Source organism: Proteiniphilum propionicum (genome assembly GCF_022267555.1).
GTDB lineage: Bacteria > Bacteroidota > Bacteroidia > Bacteroidales > Dysgonomonadaceae > Proteiniphilum > Proteiniphilum propionicum.
In genome coordinates this window covers 1,279,721-1,303,434 of the sequence record NZ_CP073586.1, presented here as the reverse complement: position 1 = coordinate 1,303,434, position 23,714 = coordinate 1,279,721, and the positions used below count along the sequence as shown (strand labels likewise).

Genomic DNA, 23,714 nt, shown 5'->3' with positions numbered 1-23,714 from the left:
TTTTAAAATCCAATCTGTAAGCCAAAATTTATAACTCTCTGAATAGGATATCCTAAACCATTTCCTGCCATTTCAGGATCCCACAATTTAAACTTGCTTAATGTAAGAAGATTTGAACCATCAACATAGATACGGAAGTTGTCGATGAGTAGTTTACGCTGAATTTTTTTGGATATAGTATAACCAATTTCTACCGATTTCAAACGCAAAAATGAACCGTCTTGCATAAACCAAGTACTGGTTTGGTTATTATTTTCAATTACGTAAGATGACAAACGAGGCCACAAAGCATATATGTTTTGATTACTTTCTGACCAGTAATCATCAGCATAAGCTTTCAACATTGTGTTGTTGCCAATCCTATTGTCCATTGAAGATGCGACGAATGGTGCAGTAGCTCCTTGGTCAATCCAGAATGATGAACGTCCTGAACCTTGAAAGAAAGCCGAGAGATCAAAATTCTTGTATCCTAATGATAAACCGAAACCGTAAATTATTTCTGGAGTTGTAGGATATCCAATTGGCACTCTGTCTTTAAAGTTGATAACACCGTCACCATTGATATCTTTGTATTTAATATCACCTGCCTTGTAATCACCAAATTGAGAAGGTGAGTTCTTCACATCGTTTTCATCAACAAACAAACGTTCTGCAACATAACCCCATTGCTGTGTAATAGGTTGGTCAATGTGGCTCAACCATGGCGCATCGGCATATTCAGGTTCTTCATATAAATTAAACTTACCTTTGGCATAAGTAAAGTTAACACGGCCTTGTAACCACAAATCTTTGTTGAATGATTTATTGTAGTCGATAGAACCATCAAAACCTTGAGAGAATGCTTTACCGATGTTAGCCTTTACATTATCCGGAAATTCAACTCCAATTTCATCGGTTATAGATGCACGAGATTGTAGGATATTACTACGATCTTCACGGAAGTAGTCAGCAATAATTACGAAATCGTTGAATAGTTCTAATTCGAAACCTAAGTCTAATTTATTAGCAACTTCCCACCCAATGTTATTATTGGCATAACGTATAATGCTTGTTGTTGGCCTGTGAATCGGCCTGTTCATATTTAAACCGAAACCAGGTCCGGTAGTTGCAGATAAATTAACATTAGAAAGATAGAAGAAACGGTCGTTTACATCACCAATTCTCTCGTTACCTACTTTACCATAAGTTCCTTTAAACTTTAACAAAGAAAGGACGTTGTTATTCACATTTTTCATAAATTCTTCGTTAGTAAGTATCCATCCAAAACCTACTGATGGGAAGAAACCCCAACGGTGTGATTTATGGAAACGTTCAGATGCATTGTAACCAAAGTTAGCTTCAATAAAGTAACGTGAGTCATAACCATAAGTTGCTCGTCCGGCAAGGCCTAAATTTCTATAAGGAAGTGATTGAGATAATGATGAGGCTGCCGATCTTGATTCGTCACGCATAGTGAAAACCATAAGACCTGATACATCATGTTTATCATTGAAGGCTCGGGCATAGTTAAGTGCAGTTTCAAGATAAACAACACTTAAACTATATTCATTACCTTTTGTATAGTTAAGATATTCAGTACCTGTCTGCTCGTTAGAGTTAAAAAGGACATATTCATCTTTAATCCTATCGTAGCTATCTACATAATAGTAGTATGGATTGTATTGACGTGATGATTCATAGAAACCGGTTCTGTTCGTGTTAACCGATAATCTGAAATTCAACCCTTTGGTGATTAAATCTAATTTTTGATTTAACTCTGCTTGCATTGATAAGAAAGTGCGGCTATAGTTTCTATAACCTTTTACCAGCTCTGCATATGGGTTAAGTGCATTAGCTTGATTATTGTTACCGAACAAAATATGGTTGGTGTATTTATGATCAGCATCAGCATCAAAATAAGCTGGATAATCAACCGGGCTGGTTTTCATAATCATAGAATAAACTTTAGTACCATCATGAACAGGACCTTTGTAATCATCGAAGCTGCCATTCATGCGAATTGCAACCTTGGTAGTAGGGGCCATGTTGATGGTTATATTTGAACGAACATTAACTCTATTAATAGATATGTTTTGATTAAAGTTGTTTCTTTTATCTACTTTCAAGTTACCGTTATCATGACTATAGTTGGCTGCGATATAGTATTGGGCAACTTTACCACCTCCATTGATATTCATATTGTATCTTTGATTCCATGTTTGGTCTGCGAACAATAAATTATACCAATCCGTAGCCGGATAAACGTTTTTGTTCAATCCTGCTTTGGTATTATCAATTTGCATTTGTGAGTACCTTGCTCTTTCCAAAGGGTTACGAGTCGAAATAGCTTCATTAAACAGTTCCATATATGAAATTGGATCAACTGTTTTAACTTTGCTTACAGGTGAAGACAATGAACCTTCTACACGAAATGAAACACGAGCTTTTCCTTCACTTCCTTGTTTGGTGGTAACCATGATTACACCATTTGCAGCACGTGAACCGTAAAGAGCAGCAGATGTAGCATCTTTAAGTATTGAGAAACTCTCAATATCATCGGTGTTCAAACGTGCTAAATCTTCAGTAGTTAATTCCAAACCATCAATCAGGATAAGAGGAGATTTTGAATAACCGAAACTGGTGACACCACGAACGAAGAATTCGGCATTGTCAGCCCCCGGCTCACCCGAACGTTGATAAGATACCAAACCTGAAATGCGGCCGGCAAGCGAGTTGGTTAAATTGCTTGAAGGTATTTTCAACTCTGCCGGCTTAATCGTTGATATTGAACTAACGACACTCTCTTTCTTTTGTCGGCCAAATGCTACAATTTGAACTTCGTCAAGCAATTCTGAATCTTCAAACATCGTTACTACGCGAAATGCATTTGCATTGTTTCCCGTAAAACGTATTGTCGATGTTTTGTATCCGATAAGTCTGAATGTCACTTCAGCATCTCTTTCTACTTGCAAAACATAGTTCCCATCCATATCAGTTGATGTTCCAGCTTGTATCCCTCCCTCTTTCGATGTATAAAATACATTAACACCAATCATCGGTTCATTATTGATGTCTATTACCATACCTTTAATTTCGACTTTTGATGATTGTTGTTGAGAGGATAGCGCATTCAAACTAATGGATATCTCATTCATTGGAGCTTGGTGAGCTTTGAGCTGCATAAAGGCAGACAATACCATAAAAATAATTAATTTGCTTTTTTTCATGTGATAAATTTTTACATGTGATAAATTTTTAAGTGAAACAATACATTACATTTAGAGCAATTCTAATAGAAAAATTTGATAAATATTAATAATCATTCAATGACGTAATTACAATGCCATATGCCAAGTATACCTTCAAATAAAAGGGCAATTACATCAATAAATTTGAAATATACATTCGTTATGTGTGAAGCATTTATCTCTTTTTCAATACTCACACCATTGTCACAAGCATCGACTATATATTAAAACGTGCCTAATCAATCATGCTTTACTGTGTGACCATTGATAGTATAAAATCAGCTAATATTCCTGTCAACTCTTTTAACACGGCAAAAGCATATGCCCAAATAACGATGGAAATTAATGCCAACTTCAAGGCAACTTCATCTGTTGATACTCCACAGGTCACAGTAATTAACTCCAGACAACATTTGTTGTTGATTTTTTTAATACATGCGCATGCACTTAGGCTGCACAATATTTTTTAATAACTTTTTTTGTATTTGACATGTGAATGTTGCATTTTGTTTAATGCATTTATAATAAGTGTTTTACCTTACGTCAACTATTTTTTTTGAGATAATTAAATATCATCAAGACACTGAATTGAATCCATTTTTTATGTTGATAATGTACTAAAAGCAAAAATGCACACGTGTGCATTGCAAAAGTAAATATTATTTTTATATATGCAAAAAATAATATTCTTATTTTATGTAAAATATTGTTAAGGCAGGCTAGTGAGCACAGAATTTCCTGCAAATTAATGTATATCATTCTATTTAACAGCGATATATCAAATGTGAAATTAATTTTACAAAAACGATTTAATCTTGTTATAGCTTTGCTACAAATTTCGTTGTACTAAAGTTTTCGATTTACTGGTTATAATTATCTTGCGATATAATCACTATATTTGTCAGATATATAAGTTAGTTATTATGTTATTATTTTTAAGATATTATATCAAAAGTCATTAATATATCCCTTGTTTCAATAATGATTATGAAAAAAGAAGTAACTATAAAAGATATAGCCAAACAGTTAGGCATACATCACACTACTGTATCAAGAGCTTTGCATGGCAGTAAAAAAATAAAAGAAGAAACTCGAAACCGAGTATTACAGGAAGCTCATAATTTAGGATATACCCCTAATCTATTAGCTCAAAATTTAAGAAATAGGCAAAGCAGAATTATTTCATTCATCATTCCTGATTTCAAGCATCATTTTTTTTCAAGGCTAATTTCTTCCATAACTGAATTAGCTTATAATAATGGATATATGATAATGATATTCCAATCAAATGATAACCCATATATAGAAAAAAAAATTATAAACTCATTAATTAGTTTGCGTGTTGCAGGCGTTGCCATTTCAGTGGGATTAAAAACTAAATCAACCGCTCATTTCGATAAATTAAAAGAAGAAGGAATTCCATTAGTTTTTTTTGACAGAGTACCGGTAAAGACTCAATATTCTACAATTACATTGGATAATTATCATGCAATTCGAATGGTAGTCGATGAATTAATAAAGCGGAATAAAAAAAACATTGCTTACATTTCGTTTAATAGCCATATGAGAATATTTAAAGATAGGCTGAACGGGTATAATGAAGCTATTTCAGATGCAGGCTTGTCTTATAATAGATCTATAAATGCGAAGCAAATATTTATCAATGACGGATACGAATCGGCCTCTTTACTGTTTAAAGAAAAAGAAATACCAGATGCCATAATATGCATTAATGATGAAATTGCCATTGGAACGATGAATTTCCTAAAAGAAAAGGGATTTACCATTCCCGATGATGTCGCTGTTATTGGCTTTGATGATAACCCAATGGGAGCTGTATGTGATCCGCAATTAACAACTTTGTCTCAATCTATTGATAACTTGTCACAAACACTATTCAGTCTTCTCATAAAACAGATAGAACAAAAAACCGAGATAAAGGAAGATGTTATATTACCATTGAAATTGAAAATAAGGAGCTCATTATAATATTCAAATAAGTTGGTTGGAATTGTAATTCAAATTGTGCCAGATTATATACCAATCATTACTTCTTACTTCTACGTTATACAACGCAATCTATCTTCAATAAATGGTTGATTATAATTTTAATTCCTCACACAATTTGAATTACATTCCCAACTAGTTTTCTGCTTTAATAATACATTAATAATATGAATTAATATATTTTACAACTTCCATTTCCCTGTTAACTCTATAACTGTTGCAGGTTGTTCTATACGGACATGACTTACGTCTAATATGCATTGGTTCTTGTCATTGAACTGTGATAATTTTACTTTTTTCCCGTTCTGTAGTAAATGTGCTTTAACCACCCCTTTTTCAAAAGAGCAGGGTATTTCTATTTTCCCATTTTCAGGTTCGGAGTAAAGAATGAGATATAATTTATTATCACCTTTGCGAGTCACTCGTCCCCATTGAAACTCTTTGTCGAAAGGATTAGCTCTGGTTCCGTAGATGGCATCGCCATTTACTTTCATCCATTTTCCAATTGTCTTGAAAATTTCCACACTCTCTTCGGGTATGGAACCGTCAGGCTCAGGGCCAATATTCAAAAGGAAATTTCCCCCTCTACTTACTACATCTATCAGTTCATGAATAAGTTCATCAGCAGACTTCCATTTTTGGTTAAAAGATGAATACCCCCAAGTTCCATTCAATGTTTGACAGGCTTCCCAATCACCATCAATGCCTGTAGCCGGGACATGATGTTCAGCAGTAGAATAATCACCTTTCCAAGTGGGGGTAACTTTTATTCCTCCTTCACTCAGATGGTTGTCAGAATGATAAAGACGATTGTTTTGAATTGCTTTTGGGTGTTTTTCGAATAAGGATTTCATTAAGCGGGTTGCCCCCCATGCATAATCTCCCTGAAATTTGGGTTGGCTGAAATCCCACCAAATCAAATCCACTTTATATTGGTTGATTAAATTATTGAAAGTATTAAATAGATATTCCTTGTATTTCTCATGGTTTCCAAAATGACGTTTTCCCTGTTTTTCTGCTTCATAGTTTCCTTCTGGGTATGAAATGCCAGAATTAGTAGGATCATAATCAGGATGATTCCAGTCTAACAGAGAAAAATAATATCCAGCTTTTATATTATTTTTTTCGCATGCAGCTGCATATTCTTTTACGATGTCTATACCTTTTTTATTCTTTACATTGAAATCATAATGTGGTGTATCAAACATATTGAAGCCTTCGTGATGACGACTTGTCAGTACCGTATAAGTACATCCGGCTTCTTTTGCCAGTTTTACCCATTTCTCTGCCATTCCAGATTTAGGATTGAAACGAGGCATTGCCTCTTTTTTATAAGTTTCAAAATCTGCACCAGACTGCATTTGAATCCACTCAACACATCCTTCATATTTTTCTCCCTGGAATTCACCTGCTAAGCCAGAATAAAGCCCATAATGAATAAACATCCCAAATTTGCCATCTCTCCACCATTTCATTCTTGCATCACGTTGTTCTTTGGTTTCATAAGGAGCACCTTCTTCACCTATACGCTCATCATATACAAGCTCTTGCAAATATACCGATTTGACAAATGAGTTCACTTTGGTTGCAATATCTAAAGATTGAAGATTTCCAGCCATAGACAAACGTTTGACAGCATCTTGCATTTCCGATTGCAACTTCAATGCTTGCTCATATTCAGATTTCAAATTTTGAGGACAGGTTGTATAAGTCAATCGTAACACTGCCTGCAATGCCGGATTGTCCTCACATTTCTTTTGAAGTTCTTCCAATGTCCGGAGTGCATTTGTCCAGTCAGCAGATGAGTGTACTTCGTTCAATGTACGAGTAGCTTCCGTATAAATATTGCCTAATTCTTGAAAATTATTGATTTTAATATCAATACCCAGGCAAATCAATGGAAACAACAGCGTCAAGCTTGCCAATAAAAAATTCTTTTTCATAATACACTATAAAATTAAAAAATGAATTTATAAATAGTAGTTTTATTTAATATCGAAAAAAATAGTAACTACTCAGGTACCCCCTGTCATAGACAGAGAGTCCTGACTACTCGTCAATAACTATGCTATACTCGAAACTACGCTTTAGCAAGGGATGCAATAACCCGAAGGACCTCATAGGGGTTCTGTCCGTTCTTGACCGCTGTTTGGATGACGGAGGCAACGGTAGCATAGTTCCCGGCTCCTTCCTCGGAGCGGAAGCACCCGCTGACTTTCAATTTGGTCTTGGCCGGTCTCAATGCCTTCTCGGAGTCGTTGTTCGTGGGAGGAACAGCTGGATTGGCGAGGAAGGTAAAGATATAGTCCCGGTGTTTGGCAATGCCTTTTTTGAGTTTGTCAAGTTCGGTATTCCCCCCTTCTTCTTTCGTGTAAACCGGAGGCCTTTCGAGCAGTTTGTCCAGTCTTTCTTCCATATCTTTCCTGACCGCTTCTCCAATGTCATTTTCATTGCGATGATGGACGGAGTCCCGCAGCAAGTCGAGCATGTCGAGGCTCCATGGATCATCCGGAAAGGCCTGCATCGTGTAGGTGAGGTTCCGCAACAGATGGGCAATACATATCTGGTGATCCTCCATCCCCACCTCTCCCATGAAGTAAGCCGGAAGCCGGTCAGTGACCCATACCTTATTACCCCGTTCTTCCCGGGTAAAGTGCTTGTTGATGACATGATGGCTTCTGCTGCTGCCAAAGGCGAGGAAGGTGGCCACGGTATTCTGGAAAGCCCAGAGCCAGTTGTTTTTCCCGTTCACGTTGATCCCGGTCTCGTCCGCCCCGGCAACCTTTCCACCTGCAACTTTCTGACGTATCATTTCGTAGGGCGTTTTGGAGAATTTCCGCATGGCGTTCAGCATGTTCGATACAGAGCCTTCACTGATGTGGAGTCCGAAGATGGTCTCGTACAGATGGGTGAGTCGCTTGAACGGAACATTTTGGTAAGTGCTGAGGTAGGATGTCATCGCCATGATGTTGGGGCCGAAGGATACGGGAGCGTTCACCTCTTCCGGGAACTGTCCCTTGCAGCAATGCCCACAGGAGCACTTGACCTGCATCGTCATGTGGTTCACAACCGTGGCCGCAACCGGAAGCGGAATGTCCACCACCTGGCGTGTGGCGCAGACGATCGCAGAATCCATCTCCAGCGGCTTTTCACATTCTGGACACACCGGGACGGGGGTACCACTGTTGGGTTTCCGTTACATTCTCGGATTGGAGCAGGGTGCTCCCCGAATGGCCTTTCTGCCCACCGGACTTCCTGCCGGAAGGCTTGCGCCGGGACTGTGTATGCCGGATGCCAATTGGATTCCCGGAGGGCGGAACGCTGCTGTTCGTGCTGGTCTTGATGACGGGTTTCCTGCCACCCCCGTGTTCGGCAACACGGGATGCAAGCTCGGCTATACGAGCCTCTTTGACTTTTATTTCACTGTCACGGACAGAAAGAATAAGATCCATCCGCGCAAGTTCCCTGTCCTTCTCCTCAAGGGTTTTGACAAGAGCCCTGTTGATCTTCGCCTGCACCAGCAGCCGCTCTGCCAGTTCTGTGGAGTCAAGCTCTTCGCAAAGGCCGAGTTCCCGAAGGATCTGCCTGCGCCGCCGGGAGAGCTTTACCCGGTCTGCCTCGACACTCTTTCCAAGTCCTGTATTAAAGTTCTTTTTCATACCTCCACAAAGGTCGAAAAAATAATGGACATGTGCAAATATAATGATTTGGGCATCAATGGATTAAAGGCTGTTCCCAGGCGTTTTGGCGAGACCTGCGCCTCTTATCCCGGAGGGTCATTCCAAAAATTTTTGGAGCCCTGCAATACCCTCCAAATATCCCTCAACAAGCTGATATATAACAATTTCAATCCATGGATAGCGGCATGAGGAAAAATTCAAAAAAAGTTACAACAGGATCTCGACAACCCTGCGACATTCTTCATCATTGGTCAGAAAAAGGGCACCTGAGTAGTTACAAAAAATATAATCATATTCTCACATTTGATTGTCAAAAAATTGAGTTATTCCACATGCAAGACAAATGAATGGTTTAGTTTCTAATTTCTTTAATATTTAGATAATTATAAAGGAATAATACCACTAAAATATAGCCAACGAGAGAAGGATGTACATGGTCTTGCAGCAGATTCTCTTCCAAATTTTGTACAAAGAGAGTATATGTATCTAAACAATCAACCCCTTCCTCAATGCAGTGGCTCCAAGGGAATAAAAACACATCACCAGATACTTTTCTTTTAAATATCTTTGTAGACGGGCAAGATAGTTTTTCTCACATGATTTGTTCATTTTGTATGTACCATGATTTTCCTCAACATAGGTATACCCACACTTTGCTTTACTTTCAATCTAACTTTATCAATTAATGGACAATCTGGTATCGGATCAATTTTTCTGCGCCCTACGGATGTTCCGGATGCCAATTCTATCCAACATTTCTTGTCTACATCAAATCCTTCAATTACATATGAGCGAATACGCTGTCCGTAATTATAAGCCTCCCATACATCTGTATAAGTTACATGTGTGGGAACCGGTAGGTTCAGACAATGTTCATTACCAACTTCTTTATCCAATACAGCAATAGGATGCCCGAAGGTCCTTTCTATCTCAACTCCAAATTCTTTATAACGTTCCATATCGTCAGGATGAATACTCCCATCGGCTTGAGGAGCACAATTCAGCAGGAGAAAGCTGTTACGTCCTACGGACTTGATATAACATTCCATCAATTCATTTACACTACGACGGTGTTTTAGTGCTTCAGGCCTCATGTGCCAAAAATGATTGTGCAAAGGAACATCAGCTTCATGTGGAGCCCAGTAATCACCGTCGGGATTATCCGCATCTTGTGTTTGGTTAGCATCTGCTTCAAACTGAGTTTCAAAAACACGGTTCATCCGTTCTAATGTAGTTACTGACCAACAGGGGTCTGACACAACTCCCTTTTCATTTCCGGGCCAACGCACCGTAGGTAATGGATCGTGACAACCAACAGCAGCAACCACAGCATTTGGCAATAATTCTTTCAATATGTCTCCAAGATGAGCATTAATGGGCTGGTCAATCCATATTTCTGTAATGTGGTCACTGCCTAATCGTTCTACTATTTCACGAATACGCGTATGTAAAATTTGATCTGCTTCCTTACGGGTACTTACTTTATCTATTTTAGTATATGTCACCGTGTTGTTGTCTTCCGCTTCTTCTTCGGGGTGTGGAGACCAGCAATAAAAGCCCATGTTCAATCCATTTTGTCTACAAGCTTCTCCAAATTCTTTTACTACATCGCCATTACCGCCTTTATAGGATGTATTTCCAATATGATATTGAGTGGTTGCGCTAGGCCACATACAAAAGCCACCACTATGAGCCAGCATAAAAATAATTTCTTCTGCTCCCCATGCTTTCGCAGCTTTTACCCACTCATTTACATCTAACTTTTCAAAACGAATATCTTTTAATGGTGTGCTGCCATCATCATATTCACGTTCTTGTATAGTTGCAGGATCTAACTGTATAAACATTCCTCGTTCCATTTCCTGCCATTCATACTGTACTTTTGTTGGTTTTGCCAAATGTGCAGCCGATGGGTCATTTGCTGCTCGTTCCCATTCTCTAAAATGGGAATTACATGAAGACAGAAAAGTAGATAAAGCAAGAATTGCTACAATTGATTGTGAAAAATGAAAATTCATATTACATAAGAATGTCATTAAATATTTTATCCAAATTTTGAACTGTTTAAATTTCGTTATTGATCAACTTCCGGTGATATTAATTTTGTAAATTTCCCCAATTCGTTTAAATTAATCATGATTTGATACAATCCTGTTTTTCTTAATAATTCTGTTTTTGTCAATTTTCAATATATTTTTGGTTTGTCATTGATCAAATTCGTCATTTTTTAAAACTTTCGCAATTATTTATTTTATTCAAAAAAAACTATTTGTGCTATTCTTCACATTGCATTATAAAACAAATCGACGCCAGTAGTATCTTATTAAAATACAAGCTTTAGGGAAACGGTTGTTACAACGAAAACACAACTATTTATAAATATAATCAATTAAGTTGAGAGCCAAATCAACTATCGGTCTGCTTGCACATGTTAAAAATAATTGGTAATGATCTACTCTATTTCATTTTTTAACTCCGCACTCGCATAATTGTGAAGTAATTACCCTCGTGTTAATATCACTAAAATACTAAATGAAATCCTCTTTTCGTAAAGTAAGTAAATGAAATTAAAATAAAGATGCACACGTGTGCATTGCAAAGATAAATATTATTTTTTTATATGCAAAAAATCATGTTCTTATTTTTTACAAATTATCTCAATGATAATTTATGTTATGGATTTTTTCTCCGTTACCGGATCTTTTGCCGAATTTTCCTCAAGTATATCTTCATCTGTATCCCTACAGTTTTCGAAGCAGTTGTTTTCAATAAGAACTTTGATGATCTGTTTAAGGAAGAACGGGTATTTGTTCCGGTCAAACTGTTAAAATTAGGTATAGTATATTATAGTGTTATTGCTACGAAAAACCATTCAGTAGGTAGATTTGACGTAAACTATCTGACGGTCGAATATTTCAAACATATTGTTTTAGTCTGCTTGAAAAGTCTCAAATAAGAAGATTTGACATCATAATAACTTGAAAATCAGAAATCATTTTTAACAAAACGACTAACTAAAGTGGACTCACTGTTTTAGATTACGATTACAAAGTAGGAAAACTGCTGTTTATAATTATCACCTCATAGCTGGCAGCGGACTCGAACCAACTACTGCAATCGTCCGTTTATAAAAACTTTAATTCCACACCTGCCACTGCATGTAACGTGTATATAGTGTGTTCTCATTCACTCTTATGGCTACCCTCTGGAAGTCCCGTGTACATTTATGGCGTCACCGCCCATCCCTTTAATATTTCCTGCGGAAAGAAAGGGATTCGAACCCTTGGTACCCGCGAGAGTACAACGGTTTTCGAGACCGCCCCGATCGACCACTCCGGCATCTTTCCTTATTTCAATGCAAAATTACATTATTTATTCAAACTACGGCTACGAATAGTTCACTAAAGTTAGATATTCGCTCGTCAAGGAATAATAAAAGTAAACTTGGCTTCTGCTCTTTTGACTTAATGCGAATAGTTCACTAAAGTTAGACTATTTCTCGCTATGGCATAGTCCAAATAAATTTGTCCTCTGCTCATTTAGCTTAACGAAACAGTTCACTAAAGTTAGATATATATTTTAAGCTACTTATTTAATGACTGCAGTGCATCATCTGTTGATGAAAGCAGAGGCTCTATAGAGATGGGAGATCCTACTGCATTTTTCATCCACAACTGCGGTATTATTCTGCCCTGGGTGTACATCCGTTCAACTTCTTCAGCAAGATTTTTTCCGCGTACCTGCTGTTCAATCTGGAAGTCGATCAGGTGCCCCATCGGGTAGTTGGGAAGGTATAGAGGGTAATCGATCATGTGAGAATAGATTCCCAACAACGTCTCATCTTCTCCTCCCAATACTCCTGCATAATATGTGTTCCAGACCTCTTTTGCAGCATTAATAACAGTCTCTTTCAACTGAGCCGGTGTAGCATCGGGGTGAGCGTAAAGCCACTCCCATACTTTTATATCGACCAGCGACACCCCCATTATCTCGTAACTAGACCAGAAGTTATCCAACGCGAGATAGTATTCATCTTCAGTATTTGGGTTTTTCAGGCCAAGCAGCTCCAGATCACGCTTTTGGAATAAAAATGCCACAGCTTCGGTAAAAGAGGTGTTAGGAACACCGTTGAGCATGTAGGAATCCACATTGTTCATGGTAATGGTCTGCTCTACATTGTGGCCAAACTCATGAACGGCAATGTTGTAACCCTTATAATCCATCCCCCCGGGTCCTATGCGTGTACGAAGGCGGGCAACATCATTGCGCATCTCAGCTCCCCATGCATGCCCGGCACCACGTGATGAGTCGACTGTTACTAGCGAAGATATATCATTTGCCTTATCGGGTGACCAACCAAGTTTCTCGAGAATATTGGGAAGATCTTTTTCAAGTGCTTTCGCATCAGGGTATTTCTCGGAGGTGATTGAAGAGAGCTGTTCTTCGGAAATGCTACCACGAGCTTTAAACCCGTTATACCAGATGTCAAAAGGTTCCAACTTCCGTCCAAGCCTCGACTCGATGAATGACGCCACCTCTTTAACCTGCGGTGAAGAGAGCAATCCTTTGAACAACTCCTCCACATCTTTCTGAGGGATCTCCATGGAAGCATCGAAAGCCCGTGCAAGCTGAGTGGGATAATGCGGAGAATAGACATCAAGCTGACTCATAGCATGAAAATTCTTCAGGAACACCTCATATCTCTTAGTCTCTTCAGGAGTGGAAGAGACCTTTTCTTTCCCTTCAAAAACATCGTTCGTCTCAGGCCTCCATGTATAGGTATCGCTGTTAATAATCTGCAATGGAATGGACTGATCAATTATACGTTGCATCACAGTATAGATAATCCGCTGCTTTTCAATACCTCCCTCTTTGTCTGCATAATTCGATTTCAACTCATCGCGTAATCCCCAGTGAGATATCAGTTTCATGTCATCTGGAAAGAGTTGTTCATCCTTAATATTCCTCAAATTCCCCATGTAAATATTGTAATCTGAAATATAGGTATCAGCTTCTGTAAGAGTCTTTGAGATTTCTTGCTTAACAGTTGCGGGGACTCTCGAAATAAACTTGTCTCCCATACGTGCATACGCCCACTCTTGCCGTGTCCACTTTTCCCCAAGCTCGCTCTTTTCTTCCAACGAGTAAAACGGAAAATTCAATGCTGTAATAAAAGCTATCCTGTTGGTATAAAGATCATCCGTCAGATGAGCTGCTGCGTCGTAACTGCCGAACATCATATCCACTGGAGTGATCTCAGGCCCTTCGAGCTGCAGAGGTGCTTTAAGCATCACATCCATCTTGTGAAAATAGCCGTTGATTACCTCTAAATTTCGTTCCAGAGTGTTGAAAAGTGATGCCAACTGCTCCTTATCGGCCACAAAAGAGCTTTTACAGAAGCGGGCAAAATCGTCCACAGTGCCGTCCGGCTCCCGCCACAGACCAGCTACTTGCTTTACACCCCGTTCAATACGGAAAGAGTGTGGCTCGCCAAGTGAATCTTTCAACTGTTTCGTAACATTGCCTATCTGTGAATCAGTTATAAAGTCAGCGTTTTTCATATCTGTCTTATCTTTCGTGTTGGTACTGCATGCCGCTAATCCGGCAAGAAGTAACATGATGGTAGTGAAAAGGATTTTTTTCATTATTCCTGGTGTTTTTTAAGGGTACAGTTATGAACGAACTATTGCACTGTTTTCCCCCGTTATAATTTTTAATAAACAAATTTACAAGTTTTTTCCAGACAAATGAAAAAACAGTTGAAAATAGGCAATTCTATTGCAACGCTCTCAATTTTTTTATAGTTTTACACTAAATAGTAAAACCGAAATAATATGAATGAAATAGACAAGTACATAGAAACACACAAAAAACGTTTTATGGACGAGCTTTTTGAGCTTATCCGCATCCCTTCGGTCTCTTCACTGCCAGAGCACAAACCCGATATGTACCGGGTTGCAGAAAAGTGGAAAGAACTCCTTCTGGCTGCAGGAGCCGACAAGGCCGAGGTTATGGAAACCGGAGGAAACCCTGTTACCTACGGGGAGAAAATTATCAGCAAAAATGCACCCACTGTAATGGTCTACGCCCATATGGATGTGATGCCTGTTGATCCGATAGGATCATGGAAGACCAATCCTTTTGAGCCGGTGGTAAAGGATGGAAAGGTTTGGGCGCGTGGTGCCGATGACGACAAAGGACAGTCGTTCATGCACGCCAAGGCCTTTGAATATCTCGTGCAATCAGGCAGGCTGGAATGTAATGTGAAGTTCCTTATCGAAGGTGAGGAAGAAATAGGCTCTCCCAGTCTTCCCGAATTCTGCAAAAAAAACAAGAAGATGCTGCAAGCTGATGTTATACTAGTCTCCGATACTTCTATGATAGCACCGGATGTCCCCTCCATTACTACCGGCCTCCGGGGACTTGCCTACTGGCAGGTAGAAGTAACGGGGCCAAATGTGGACCTTCACTCCGGTATTTTCGGCGGAGCTGTTGCTAACCCTATCAATGTGCTTTCAAAAATGATTGCCCAGACTGTTGATGATGAAGGGCGGATCTTGATTCCCGGATTCTACGACGATGTGGTGGAGGTCTCTCGAAAAGAACGCTCAATGATGGCAAAAGCTCCATTCTCTGCTGAAGAGTATAAAAGGTCGCTCGATGTGAAGGAGCTGTCCGGCGAAAAAGGGTATACCACCAGTGAGCGTACCGGTATTCGCCCTTCATTTGACGTATGTGGTATATGGGGCGGCTATACTGGGGAGGGGGCAAAAACTGTCTTGCCCTCAAAAGCTTATGCCAAGATCAGCACACGACTGGTGCCCAACCAGGACCACAACAAGATAGCTAAGCTTTTCGTGAAATATTTCGAGGGAATAGCACCAAAATCGGTAAAGGTGAAGGTGGAGTATCTACACGGAGGCCCCTCCTATGTTTGTCCCATTGATTTACCGGCATATCAGGCAGCCGAAAAAGCCTACAGGGAAATCTACGGGAAAGAGCCGGTGCCAGTACGTTCAGGTGGCAGCATCCCAATCATTGCCGCTTTTGAAGAGATTCTCGGAATAAAATCGGTACTGATGGGCTTTGGGCTCGGGTCCGATGCAATTCACTCGCCCAACGAGAACTTCCCGCTTGAGCAATTCTACAATGGAATAAGGACTATACCTCTGTTCTATAAATACTTCGCAGAGGAGATGAAAAAATAGCCCACTTTTCATAAAACTATTTAAAAGGAGTATTGGTGAATGTTTATGGTTTCTATTCCGAAACAACGACAACCGGGCTGATCGAAAATATTTTTAACACCCTGACTAAGCAAAACCATTCTCACAATGAATAGTTGATTAACCCACTACTACATATGCAGTGTAGCGGCTATCTGCTGCAACGGGAGTCAATGACAGGTATCCGGAAAGTATTTTTCCACCTGTTACCTGTAGTGGGGATTCCCGTTGCATTTTTTCATGGAACGACAAGGCGCTTCCCTGCTTTTTAAAATAGTCCACAACGAACTTCCCCTCCGAGGAAGAATTAACAAAACTATCGAAGAATAGATGTGCCGCTACACCCATATTCATTCGCATATTGATCTCCACACAAGGCTGGACACGGTACCCTCCTGCCGTTTCGCAAATCATCATATCGACACCCGCATAACCGGTATATAAAGGAAAATAACCGGCAAGCTTCACTAAAAGAGTCTCTCGAAGCTGCTGCATCAGGGTAAAAGAAATATTAGCGGAAAGTTTTTCTTCAATCCGTCTATCGGAAAGTAGTTCATTCCCCTTGTATGCGCCCGATGCTGTAGACCCGAAAATAGAATAACCTACAAAGCTGGCCTTTCCCCTATCAATATAAAACTCCATTGCGAAATCCTGTATCTTGCTCAAAACAGGCTCCGCTACCACCCCACCCTGTAATCTGATAACCCGTCTGCACCAATCAACTTGCTTGTCAGTTATCTCCCCCAATATCCATATCAATCCTTTTCCGCTGCCGGAGAGTGGCATCTTCAATACCTTGTTGCCGGGAGTAGAGTGCTGATATGCCAACAACTCCTCCATGTTTGTGAAAAAATATGATTCCCCACAAAATTCCACTTCCCCGGCCTTTAAATCACGCAGCAGTAGCACAGCATTTTGCCGGTTCGAATACTCCCTTAATCGCCTTAAATCTTCAATCGTAGGAATTTGCTGTTCAGCGGCACCCTGAGCCAGAAGCTTTTTACGTAATGCCGGACTCCATCCCCAGGGAATAATCTCCTCACCGGGGTGCAAACAAATATCACTGAATGGAATCAGATCAGAGGAAACAGGGAATATCTTTTTAATGGCATCGACAAATGACCGGTTTAACTCTCCTTCCGCTATCACCAAATCACCTTTCCCATACCATACCGGCAAAACGGCCAGATCCTCGGCCATCTTCACAGCAGCAGCAGGTGGTGTATAGTTAGCTTCAAAATTTGCAAGGGCAAGATCGTGCCAGGGATTAAAAAGATACATCTATTTGTATTCTTTTATCTCAATCTCTCCATTGAGGGCAAGCAATGCATTCTCCGCCAGGGCTCCCATTTCGTCTTGGCCCGGATAGAGGTGAACCGGTGCAATCCGATAGACCCGTTGGCTGATCAGATTGCAGAACCATTTACTATTGGCAATTCCGCCAGTAATAAGGATCGCATCAATCTCCCCTTTCAATACGGTAGACATGGCACCTATCTCTTTTGCCACCTGGTAAGCCATCGCCTCCAGCACTTCCATACATTTATTATCACCATTTCTCGCTTCACGTTCGGCAATATAAGCATCATTAGTTCCCAGGTAAGCCATCATTCCTCCTTTACCGACAACCATTTCAGACATCTTTTCGTAGCTGTATATCCCACTGAAAGCTACTTTCAACAATTGCCCCACTGGCAATGAGCCGGAGCGTTCCGGGGAAAAAGGGCCATCACCATCAAGTCCCTGGTTTACATCAATCACCTTTCCTTTTTGATGTGCGCCTACAGTAATTCCACCTCCAAGATGTACCACAATAAGATTAAGGTCATCATATTTTTTCATGATAGATTTTGCGTGTGAGCGGGCTATTGCTTTCTGATTCAACGCATGAAAAATTGATTTTCTTTCAAATAGCGGATGTCCGGAATATCTTGCCAAAGGCAGTAACTCATCCACCACAACGGGATCGGCAATGAATGCTTCTGCCGAGGGGAGCAGCTTCGCGATATCGTGCGCAATAAGCGCTCCTAAGTTGCTGGCGTGTTCTCCACGCTTGCATTCAAAAAGGTCTTTTCGCATTGCTTCATTCACCCGGTAAACACCTGATGCAATAGGTTTCACCAGCCCTCCCCTCCCTATCACTGCATCAATGGTTTCAACGGGGACGTCAGCACCCTTTAGTTCCTCATAAATGATATTCTTTCTGTATTCATACTGATCTGTAATCTTTTCAAATTTTCGTAATGCTTCGGGAGCATGCTTGATTGTTTTAAGGAAGATCACCTTTTCCTGCTGGTAAATTGCTATCTTAGTCGACGTTGACCCGGGGTTAATGACAAGAATACGTGTATTTGTTCCCATATGTTTATATGTTTTTATTTTTTTATATACATCTTAATGTTCTTTCCGGGGATATAGCTGTTTAAGCTGCTGCTTCGGCAACAAGGGCCAATAATATATTATCTTAGACAGGCTGCCAGTGCAATTGAGAACAACTTGCTCCGCTCATCGTCTGACCGGGAGGTCAGCACAACAGGTGCTGCAGCACCCATCACAACAGCGGCTACTGTTGCCCCGCCTAAAAAGTTAAGTGCTTTGTAAAACATATTCCCCGCCTCAATATCGGGTGCCAGTATGATGTCACAGTCGCCAGCAACTTCACTCTCAATACCTTTGTTTCGTGCTGCCTCCCTATTCACTGCTATGTCTATCGCGAAGGGGCCATCCACCACACACCCTTTTATCCGTCCGTCAAGGTTCATTTCTTTTAATTGGGCAGCATGTACCGTAGCCTCCATTTTTGGATTTACCTTCTCCACAGCAGCTGCCACAGCCACTTTTGGTTTTTCAATACCAAGGAGTTGACATGCGTTTACCGCGTTCTCTATAATTTGTGCCTTTTCGTAAAGACCAGGTGCAATATTCATCGCCACATCGGTCACACAAAAAATCTTATGGTAGTAAGGAGATTGAAAAAAAGCGACATGACTTAGCAACTGATTATAGTGTAATCCAGATTCTTTGTCAAGAACCGCTTTCAAAAGTTCACCGGTACTAACGAATCCTTTCATTATTATATCTGCATCTCCATTTTTTATGTTCTCCACGGCAATTCGTGCAGAAACAGCAGCACCCTCCCGGTTGTCGATAATATCAAAATTACTCAAATCAAAACCTATTGAAAAAGCTATTCGCTCAATCTTAGTTTTATCTCCTATAAGCAAAGGGATTATAATTTCCTCTTTCACAGCATCTTTCAAAGCTTTAAGCACATGTTCATTTTCAGCAGCAGCAATAGCTACCGTCCTTTTTGGCCTGTTTTTGGCTTTCCGGAGCAGTTCAGTTAAATCGCGGATCATAATAACTGTTTTTTTGTAACATTTCACTTACAAATAAACAAATAATCTGGCAATTATCCGACATTATCTATTGATTTTTTTGACAAAAAGTAAATAAACTGGATAAAAAATTGTCTATTCCGGTTGTCCTATCTCAGTTTACCTATCTTCGGTTTACCTATCTCCCGGTTGTTGAGTTATCAATTTCATATCCCCACGATTTTCCCTTTTCAATAGCCGGCACACCACGTGTCATCCAAACAGGAGCGGGAGCACCTTTAAGATAATGGTCAAAGAACTGTTGCAGCCTGATGGAAAGATCTTTGGCATTACGGCGCAGGCTCAGGTTATGGGCTTCCTTGTTGTATTGGAGCATCCATACAGGTTTTCCCAGGCGACGCAGCGACATAAAATACTCAATTCCCTGATACCAGGGCACTGCACCGTCATCATCGTTGTGCATAATAAGCAGCGGTGTGTTTACCTTATTAGCAAAGAAAACAGGAGAGTTCTCAATATAAAGTTGCAGTGAGTCGCTCATTGTAGCGCCAATTCTTGATTGTGTCTGTTCGTACTGAAGCTGGCGGCTGCGCCCCGATTCCCAGCGGATTCCGCCGTAAGCACTTGTCATGTTTGACACTGGCGCACCGGCTCCGGCAGCTTTAAACATATTTGTGCGGGTAATTATATATGCCACCTGATAGCCCCCCCAGCTTTGCCCCTGTATGGCCATATTTTCCAGATCTGCCCATCTGTTTTTTGCCAATGCCTTCGCTCCCGAAACAACGTAGTTGTACGCATCATTGCCGGGTTGTCCTACCCCGTAGTGAATATCCGGTGTAAAAACAATGTATCCCCGGCTAACGAAGAATGGAATATTAATAACTGATCGGCTTGGCGCAGGAGCAAAATAGCGGTAAAGGTCATCGGAATGTTTTTCGTAGAAATATATCATTACCGGATATTTCTTCCCAGAGTCGAAATTCTCGGGTTTATACAAAATTCCCTGTGATTGTTTACCATCGAATGTTGTCCACTCAAAAATTTCTGCTGTACCCCAGCTATAATCTTTCATTTGGGGATTGATACAGGTTAGTTTTTCTACCGATCTCCAAAAATTCAGGGTTAAATACAAATCTGGTGACGTATTAAAATTGCTTTTTTGAAAAACAAATGCTTCCGCGTTTTTTGCCTTTTTAAGAGAAGTATATTTGTATTTATCCAATTCCCTTTTTACTAATGGATTTCTGCCTTGTTGTTTAAGAGTATAAAAACCACTTTCTTTGCTTTTATTGTCAAATGCCGATAAGAGCAAAACATCTTTTGGCTCAATAAAAAGCTTTTCTGGATCGGTGTTGATGTACCGGAAAGTAATTGAATCGTTTCTCCCGTTATTTTTAGTGATATTCTCCGGCATCTCTTTTCCGATAGGATCAATTTTCCATATATCGAAGGCATCGTATAAAAGTACGAATTTGTCATCCTGTCCCCATGCCGCAATCCCGTACGCACCGGGTTTGCTTGGTGTGTCATTTTTTTCATTCCAGAAGTTGACCGGGATCTCCTTAGTCAGACAGACGATTTTTCTGGTTTTGTTATCGAAAGAGAACCACTGTTTTACAGAGGTATTCCACCAGTAGGTAAAATTACCCGATGGCGAAATCTGAGGCCTTCCCTCAACAGGTTTAGCAATTTCGGTCAATTGATGGAATTGCATATCGTAAATCCACGCATCCGTTTTTTGAGAAATATTCCACTGGCTTTCAATCTCATAAGGTAATTCCGAAGTAAGAAGGACAAAACGCCCGTTTCCTTCATCTGAAAACAAAGCATTGGGCATTTGTTCGTTGGCTATGGAAACAAATTCGTGAGGGCGGCCGGGATCAATAACGCCGGTATAGGTCCTGCGTAATTCGTTTTTTAGCCTCAAAAGTTGTTGCGGCTGTACAACCGGGTCCTTCCAGTGCCAAACATCGAGGATGGCTGTTTCAAAATCAACAATTGTTGTGTCTTTAGGTATTTGTTTTGGAGCAGCTCCAATAATAATACGTTCACCGTCTTTACTAAAATATGGCTTTGAGTTTTCATTGAAAATCCAATTTTCAGGCAACCCTTTTGATGTTTTAGAAGCAACTATAACTGCCGAATCCATTGAGTTTTTGAAATACCTTACATCGAATACCTTTTGTTCAATTTTAGAAGTATCTTTTGTAGCTATGTAAACAAGCTGACTTCCCTGCTCGTCGAAAGAAAATGATTTATATTCCATTTTATCAGCTGAAATCTGCTTTTTGGCCCCGTTTTTCAAATCGATAAACAACACTTTGTGTGTATCGGTGGAATCGTTTTTTTCAGGCTCCACTGAAATAGCCAGTGAATTTCCGTACTTGTTAAAAGCAAATTCTTTTGAATTTTTAACGGTATCCTCTTCAGAGGTGCTCAGGTTTCTGATAATCAGAAAATCCTTTGGTTTGTTTTGTTTGTTCTTTACCGTATCTTTTGGTGCAGATTTTTTATAGGCAATGTAGGCGCCCATCTCCGTTGATGTTGAGTAAGATTTCACATCTGCAATTTTGCAAAACTTAAATGTTTCATTATTGACAATAACCAACGAATCTTTGGGAAAATCATCGGCTTTCTTTTTCTTTATCCTAGCCTGACGTACATCTGAAAAAGGGGCCTTTAACATTCCTACGGTAAATCGTCCATCTGCCGACAGAGTATATTTATTTACACGGTGAATCTTTAACTCTCTACATTCCTTTGAATCATAGATATAAAGCATGCTATCTCCTTCCTGTGGGCTGATAACTGCGTTTATAAATCTGCCGTCGTTACTGATGGAAATATCCTGTAGGCTTTTCCAATCGTCATAAACGGAGTGGTCGAGTTGTTTTTTCTGGGTGAATGCTGACTGGCTGAATGTAATTAAAGTTATAAAAATAATGAGCCTGTGGTAAAAGAAACGTTGCATATAATTCATTTTAATGGCATCGAAATTACAATAAAACTTCAACTTGACCAAGTGAAACCAGGCAAAAACGAATTTGTTGGAATTCGTTGATGAGAGTTAAAAGTGAGGGTTCTGTAAAGCAAACTGAGTCAGGAGGAAAGATTAATTGCTTTTTCACAACAAGAGGAACTTTCAAAAAGCCACAAAACATTGTCAGTCGAATATTTAGTTGAATACTTAACATGAGAAACTTGAATTATAAAAAATAGATTCTTATTTATAATTATGCTTCGTTAGAACTTCATTTATAATACTGACAGTCAATAATTTATGTCATATCCCCAAAAAGCGTCATACTCGATTGATATTCAGCGAATTATAAAAACTATTTTAAAAATATTACCGAAGTATTGCTCCAATAAACAATAAATAATTCCATTTTATTGGAAACATAAAAATTCTAATAGAAACGCATATAGTTTATTATTTTTAGTGTATTTGCAGTATGACTGCAACAGGACAAACAAAAATAAACTCATTACTTCAGAAATTTCCAACCGGAGCATTGTACTTTGCCTCGTGGTTAAATCAAAATGGGATATCCTATTCTCTGCAGAGACATTACCGTAATTCGCAATGGCTTATGGCTATAGATGATGGTGTGATGTACAGGACAGGTGAAGAGCCGACCTTGTTTAGTGCTCTGTCGTGCTATAATAGCCAGTTAGGTAAGAAATTCCATATAGGGGCTGTATCTGCTTTGGAAATGAGGGGATTGGCCCATTACGTTCCGCTTGGCCGGCAGACAATAGTAATATATTGCCCCCGGGGTGAATGGTTCCCAAAATGGTTTTCGAAATATGACTGGGGTGTTGATATATTGAAGAAATACTCCAAATATAGCAAAACGGGGATATCCTCAATCAATGAAAACAATTTCGAAGTGCCGGTTTCCTTGCCTGAAAGAGCATTTCTGGAAAGTTTAGACCTTGCTCCCAAACATTACAATCTTACCGATTTATACCAGATCATGGAAATGCTTAACGGTTTGAGGCCAAAATTACTGCAACAGCTATTAGAGGAAAACAGTTCGGTAAAAGTGAAGCGGTTGTTCCTGTATATGGCAGAGAAAGCGGGGCACTCGTGGTTCCATGATTTGAATTTGGACAGGATAGACCTGGGTAAAGGGAAACGTTCAAACGTGAAGAATGGTGTTTATGATCCGAAATATCAGATAACCTTACCAAGAGATTTAGTATATTATGAATAGGATGTATCGCAAC

At 39.7% G+C, this 23,714-nt stretch carries 13 protein-coding genes and 1 tRNA gene; 4 read left to right on the top strand and 10 right to left on the bottom strand.

Going from position 1 to position 23,714, the window contains the following annotated elements:
- Nucleotides 1–2 precede the first annotated feature (2 nt).
- The gene (locus tag KDN43_RS05095) at nucleotides 3–3,206 is read right to left on the bottom strand and encodes a SusC/RagA family TonB-linked outer membrane protein (RefSeq protein WP_238868586.1); all 3,204 of its coding nucleotides are present in this window, start codon (nucleotides 3,204–3,206) and stop codon (nucleotides 3–5) included.
- Between the two features lie 1,008 nt (nucleotides 3,207–4,214).
- On the opposite strand from KDN43_RS05095, the gene KDN43_RS05090 reads away from it, so the two are divergent.
- A complete protein-coding gene (locus KDN43_RS05090) occupies nucleotides 4,215–5,216 on the top strand; it encodes a LacI family DNA-binding transcriptional regulator (protein ID WP_238868585.1) in 1,002 nt (333 codons plus the stop codon).
- 200 nt (nucleotides 5,217–5,416) lie between these two features.
- Here KDN43_RS05090 and KDN43_RS05085 read toward each other — a convergent pair whose 3' ends face one another.
- Nucleotides 5,417–7,177 (bottom strand): alpha-L-fucosidase, encoded by a 1,761-nt coding sequence (locus KDN43_RS05085; RefSeq protein WP_238868584.1) that lies wholly within the window; start codon nucleotides 7,175–7,177, stop codon nucleotides 5,417–5,419.
- 137 nt (nucleotides 7,178–7,314) lie between these two features.
- Nucleotides 7,315–8,400, bottom strand: a complete 1,086-nt coding sequence (gene tnpC / locus KDN43_RS05080) for an IS66 family transposase (RefSeq protein ID WP_256448722.1) — start codon at nucleotides 8,398–8,400, stop codon at nucleotides 7,315–7,317.
- Between the two features lie 19 nt (nucleotides 8,401–8,419).
- On the opposite strand from tnpC, the gene KDN43_RS05075 reads away from it, so the two are divergent.
- Nucleotides 8,420–9,103, top strand: coding sequence for a hypothetical protein (locus KDN43_RS05075; protein WP_238868582.1), 684 nt, complete (start codon nucleotides 8,420–8,422; stop codon nucleotides 9,101–9,103).
- 416 nt (nucleotides 9,104–9,519) lie between these two features.
- On the opposite strand, the gene KDN43_RS05070 is transcribed toward KDN43_RS05075, so the two are convergent.
- The 3 genes from KDN43_RS05070 to KDN43_RS05060 all read right to left on the bottom strand — a co-directional run bounded on the left by KDN43_RS05070 (nucleotide 9,520) and on the right by KDN43_RS05060 (nucleotide 14,559).
- Nucleotides 9,520–10,932: an alpha-L-fucosidase gene (locus KDN43_RS05070; protein WP_238868581.1), complete on the bottom strand. Its 1,413-nt coding sequence runs from the start codon at nucleotides 10,930–10,932 to the stop codon at nucleotides 9,520–9,522.
- Between the two features lie 1,242 nt (nucleotides 10,933–12,174).
- Nucleotides 12,175–12,261 (bottom strand) — tRNA-Ser (locus KDN43_RS05065).
- Nucleotides 12,262–12,498: 237 nt separating this feature from the next.
- Nucleotides 12,499–14,559, bottom strand: coding sequence for a hypothetical protein (locus tag KDN43_RS05060; RefSeq protein ID WP_238868580.1), 2,061 nt, complete (start codon nucleotides 14,557–14,559; stop codon nucleotides 12,499–12,501).
- A 189-nt stretch (nucleotides 14,560–14,748) separates the two neighbouring features.
- On the opposite strand from KDN43_RS05060, the gene KDN43_RS05055 reads away from it, so the two are divergent.
- Nucleotides 14,749–16,122, top strand: a complete 1,374-nt coding sequence (locus tag KDN43_RS05055) for a dipeptidase (protein ID WP_238868579.1) — start codon at nucleotides 14,749–14,751, stop codon at nucleotides 16,120–16,122.
- 138 nt (nucleotides 16,123–16,260) lie between these two features.
- Here the strand turns inward: KDN43_RS05055 and KDN43_RS05050 are convergent, their stop codons facing one another.
- From KDN43_RS05050 to KDN43_RS05035, 4 genes are all read right to left on the bottom strand, one after another.
- Nucleotides 16,261–17,421 carry a hypothetical protein gene (locus KDN43_RS05050; protein ID WP_238868578.1) on the bottom strand — a complete coding sequence of 387 codons (1,161 nt, stop codon included), beginning with the start codon at nucleotides 17,419–17,421 and terminating at the stop codon, nucleotides 16,261–16,263.
- Nucleotides 17,422–18,501 carry a butyrate kinase gene (gene buk / locus KDN43_RS05045; protein WP_238868577.1) on the bottom strand — a complete coding sequence of 360 codons (1,080 nt, stop codon included), beginning with the start codon at nucleotides 18,499–18,501 and terminating at the stop codon, nucleotides 17,422–17,424.
- A gap of 98 nt (nucleotides 18,502–18,599) precedes the next feature.
- Complete coding sequence (locus KDN43_RS05040) at nucleotides 18,600–19,499, bottom strand: bifunctional enoyl-CoA hydratase/phosphate acetyltransferase (RefSeq protein WP_238868576.1); 900 nt, start codon at nucleotides 19,497–19,499, stop codon at nucleotides 18,600–18,602.
- Between the two features lie 157 nt (nucleotides 19,500–19,656).
- Complete coding sequence (locus KDN43_RS05035; RefSeq protein ID WP_238868575.1) at nucleotides 19,657–22,452, bottom strand: alpha/beta hydrolase family protein; 2,796 nt, start codon at nucleotides 22,450–22,452, stop codon at nucleotides 19,657–19,659.
- 484 nt (nucleotides 22,453–22,936) lie between these two features.
- On the opposite strand from KDN43_RS05035, the gene KDN43_RS05030 reads away from it, so the two are divergent.
- The gene (locus tag KDN43_RS05030) at nucleotides 22,937–23,701 is read left to right on the top strand and encodes a type IV toxin-antitoxin system AbiEi family antitoxin (RefSeq protein WP_238868574.1); all 765 of its coding nucleotides are present in this window, start codon (nucleotides 22,937–22,939) and stop codon (nucleotides 23,699–23,701) included.
- Nucleotides 23,702–23,714 lie beyond the last annotated feature (13 nt).